The organism is Stenotrophomonas sp. 05L44_2, from assembly GCF_056665995.1.
Map to the genome: position 1 here is coordinate 1 of NZ_JBFTNR010000731.1, position 2,076 is coordinate 2,076.

Consider the following 2,076-nt stretch of genomic DNA (forward strand, 5'->3'; position numbering starts at 1 on the left):
GTTGGAACGCCCCTCCTGCACGAAGCGGATCAGGGTGGACAGCACCACCATCGCACCGATCACCACCGTCGCCTTGGCGTCTTCGGTCAGCCAGGACACGGCCGCCAGCACCGTCAGCAGCAGGTTGAACGGGTTGCGATAGCACTGCCACAGATGGCGCCACCACGGCAGTGGCTTCTCGTGATCGACCTCGTTGGGGCCGAAGCGCAGCAGGCGCTCTTCGGCCTCGTGCGGGCTGAGACCATCGACATGTGACTGCAGGGTGGCCAGCGCATCGGCTTCGCTGCCCTGTGCAAGCGCGAGCAGTCCAGCAGTGAGCGCGGTGGGCGCGGCCTGCGTGCTGCCACGGCCGTACCCGGCTTCGGGCATCGCGCGACGACCGAACAGGTTGCCCGCGCGACGGCTGCGCAGGAAGGCGTTGAACCAGGCGTTGAGCAGGCTCATGGGAAGGTCCTCTTGGAGCGGCGCCGGGCGCAGCCGGCGCGTGGAGCGGAAGGGGGGGTATCAGGCGTGGCGCATGGCCAGCACCGACGGCGACCAGGGCAGCATGCGCAAGCGTTGGCTGCCGCCGATGCACAGCGGCTTCATCGCATCGCGCAGCGGGTAGGGCAGGTGGCGCAGCACGTTGATGCGCTCGCTGATCGGCAGCAGCGACAGTGCGTCGGCCACCACCCGTGGCGAGCCGAGGGCCAGCGAACGGGCGAACAGGACAGGGCCGTGCTGCAGCAGCAGGCTGCGCAGGGCGGAAACATCGCGCTCGCCGATCAGGCGGCGCACGGTGATGTAGAGAATCTTGTAGGACATGGGATTCCTCCGGGCAGGCGCTGCCCGGGGCTCCCATCGCTTACACGGACAGGAACCGGCCGTCAGTCGCCAGCAGTGAACAAGTAGGCAGGCAGGGGCGCGCGTTGCGCCCGGCAGGGTCGGGATCCATCTGCGTCTCCGCGTGGGGCGGCCAGTCGCTGGCCAGTGGCGCTATTGTCCGCGCTCGTATTCAGCAGGCCTAGAGGTCCGTGGGTTAGCCCGGCTATACCTTGGTATAGAAAAAGGGGCCGTTGGCCCCTTTTGTTCAGCTGCGGTCCGCGAAAGCGTCGGTGGCCCGCACCAGGGCATCGGTCGTGGCCGCTTCGTTGGCACTGTGGCCGGCGATGACCATCTCCAGCCGGGCTTCCGGCCACGCCTGTGCCAGGTCCCAGGCACTGCGCGGCGGACAGATGATGTCGTAGCGCCCCTGCACGATGACACCCGGCAGATGGCGGATGCGATCAATGTCGCGCAGCAGCTGGCCGTGCTCGAGGAAAGTGTTGTGGCGGAAGTAGTGGGCCTCGATGCGTGCCTTGGCCAGCGTATCGAGCGGATCGGTAGCGGACACCGCGTCGACGTCGTGCAGCAGCGTGGCGGCATTGTCTTCCCAGCCCAGCCACGCCTGTGCCGCGGCGATGCGGATGGCTTCGTCGGCGTGGTCCAGGCGTTTCCAATACGCGTCGAGCATGTTGCCGCGCTCGCTTTCCGGAATGTGCGCCTGGTAGCGATCCCAGCGCTCCGGGAAGATCCAGCGCGCACCGCCGTTGAGCTCGGCGAACCAGCGGTTCTCTTCCTCGCGCCCCAGGAACACGCCGCGCACGATCAGCCCGGTGGCGCGGTCGGGATGCGCCTGTGCATAGGCCAGCGACAGGGTCGAACCCCAGGAGCCGCCGTAGACCAGCCAGCGCTCGATGCCCAGGTGTTGGCGGACCTTCTCGATGTCGGCCACCAGATGCTGCGTGGTGTTGTCGCGAAGCTCGCCGAAGGGCGTGGAGCGGCCGCTGCCGCGCTGATCGATCAGCACGATGCGGTAGCGCCTAGGGTCGAAGAAGCGGCGATGGGTGGGCGAGATGCCAGCGCCCGGACCGCCATGCAGGTACACCACCGGAATGCCATCGGGCGTGCCGCACTCCTCGACATGCAGGGTGTGCAGTGCATCCACGGGCAGCGTGTGTTCGCGGTACGGGGTAATCGGCGGGTACAGCGTGCGCATGGCGGTGCCTCACAAGCAGGGAATACAAGGATAGCGGGGCACATCGACCAGCGTCATCC

General features: G+C 67.6%; 3 protein-coding genes. All 3 read right to left on the bottom strand.

Annotated features, from left to right (window positions below; translation table 11 throughout):
* A partial coding sequence (locus AC1VAN_RS19925; RefSeq protein WP_480986545.1) for a cation-transporting P-type ATPase occupies nt 1–444 on the bottom strand: 444 nt, incomplete at its 3' end.
* A gap of 60 nt (nt 445–504) precedes the next feature.
* Complete coding sequence (locus AC1VAN_RS19930) at nt 505–804, bottom strand: hypothetical protein (protein ID WP_480986546.1); 300 nt, start codon at nt 802–804, stop codon at nt 505–507.
* Nucleotides 805–1,069: 265 nt separating this feature from the next.
* Complete coding sequence (pip, locus tag AC1VAN_RS19935; protein ID WP_032974631.1) at nt 1,070–2,017, bottom strand: prolyl aminopeptidase; 948 nt, start codon at nt 2,015–2,017, stop codon at nt 1,070–1,072.
* Nucleotides 2,018–2,076 lie beyond the last annotated feature (59 nt).

Bases quoted from the DNA above. Each gene is read 5' to 3' on its own strand.
- AC1VAN_RS19930 (WP_480986546.1), bottom strand. From the start codon at position 804: ATGTCCTACAAGATTCTCTACATCACCGTGCGCCGCCTGATCGGCGAG.
- pip (WP_032974631.1), bottom strand. From the start codon at position 2,017: ATGCGCACGCTGTACCCGCCGATTACCCCGTACCGCGAACACACGCTG.